The following is a 1,528-nucleotide window of genomic DNA, read 5'->3' as shown; positions in this document are numbered from 1 at the left end:
GCCACTGGTCGCCGCCCAGGGCGTGGACGCGCTCGGCACCGGCCTGTTCCTGCCCTTCGCCGTGGTCTACTTCCACGCCGCCAAGGGACTTCCGCTGACGGCGGTCGGCGCGGCGCTCTCGCTCGCCGCGCTGCTCGCCCTGCCCGCCGGGCTCTGCGCGGGCCCGCTGGTGGACCGCTTCGGCCCGCGGCGGGTCGTCGTCGCGGCGAACCTGCTGCGGGTGCTCACCTTCACCGGGTACGTCTTCGCCGGATCGCCGGCGCTGCTGGTGGTGCTGGCGGCGCTGACGTTCTGGGGTGAAGGCCTCTTCTGGCCGGCGTCCGGCGCCCTGGTGGCGCAGGTGGCCGACGACGGGCAGCGCGCCCGCTGGTACGCGATGGAACGCACGCTGCGCAACGTCGGGATCGGCCTCGGCGGCCTCGCCGGGAGCCTCCTCGTGGTGGTGGGCGGCTATCCCGCGATCGTCGCGCTCAACGCCGTGAGCTTCCTCGTCGCCGCGGTGCTCGTGGCGAGCTGGCGGGGCCGGGCGGCCGAAGCACCTCCGCGCGCCGCCACGGCTCGCGGCGGCTACCGGGCGGTGCTCGCGGACGGCGCGTTCCGCCGGGTGCTGGTGACCGTCTTCGTCTTCGCGTTGTGCGACTTGGCCTTGACGGTACTGCTGAGCGCGTACGTCCTCGACACGCTGCGGTTGCCCGCCTGGCAGCCCGGCGTGCTGTTCGCGCTCAACACTGTGCTGGTGGTACTGGCGCAGACGGTCGTGGCCGCGCGGGTCGATCGGTTCCGGCGGGCGCGCACGTTGCAGGTCGCGGCCGTGGTGTGGGCCGGGGCGTTCCTGCTCTACGCGGCGGTGCCGCTGGTCAGCGCGCTGCCCGCGTTCGCCGTGCTGGCCGTGGCCACCGCGGTCTTCACCACCGCGGAACTGCTGCAGGCGCCGACGAGCAGCGCGCTGACCGTCGCGCTCGCGCCCGCTCACCTGCGCGGGCGCTACCTCGGGCTGGAGGAACTGCTCTGGGGCGCGGCGCGGGTGCTGGCCCCGGTGACGTTCACCGCGTTGCTGGCGGGCGGCCCGCAGCTGCCCTGGCTCGTGCTCGCCGGGTGCTGCCTGCTCGCCGTGACCGTCCTCATCGGACTGAAAGCGGAGCCGGCTCACGCCCGGGAGAGCGTGCATGCCTGACTGGGCCGAGTTCGCCGAGCTGTACCACGAGGTCTACCGCGAACCGCCGTACCGGGAGACCGAAGCGGACGCGGCGCGGTTCCGCGAAACGTTGGCGGAGCACGAGAAGCTGCCCGGCTTCGCGCTGACGACCCTCCACAGTGGAGGCGAACTCGCCGGGTTCGCCTACGGGGTCGGCCGTGACGCGGGCTGGTGGCCACCGTCGGCGGTGGGCGCCGCGCCGCCGTGGCTCGCCGGGAGCCCGTTGTTCTACGTGTACGAACTCGCCGTCCGGCCGGGGCAGCGCGGCCGCGGGAACGGCCGGGCCCTGCTCGACCGCCTGCTGCGCGACCGCACTGAGCCGGCCGCGGTCCT

The 1,528-nt window shown here is 74.7% G+C and carries 2 protein-coding genes; both read left to right on the top strand.

All coding sequences use genetic code 11. From position 1 onward, the window contains the following. Positions 1–1,174, top strand: a 1,174-nt coding sequence (locus G3I65_RS42745; protein WP_160701144.1) for an MFS transporter, incomplete at its 5' end; no start/stop codon positions are given. Next, on the top strand, positions 1,167–1,528 hold a 362-nt coding region (locus tag G3I65_RS42740; protein WP_160701143.1), incomplete at its 3' end, for a GNAT family N-acetyltransferase. The genes G3I65_RS42745 and G3I65_RS42740, both read left to right, overlap by 8 nt.

Origin of the sequence: Amycolatopsis sp. SID8362, from assembly GCF_010550475.1 — a bacterium.
GTDB lineage: Bacteria > Actinomycetota > Actinomycetes > Mycobacteriales > Pseudonocardiaceae > Amycolatopsis > Amycolatopsis eburnea.
Note: the sequence above shows the minus strand (reverse complement) of the source record. Positions and strands in the feature narration are given on the sequence as shown.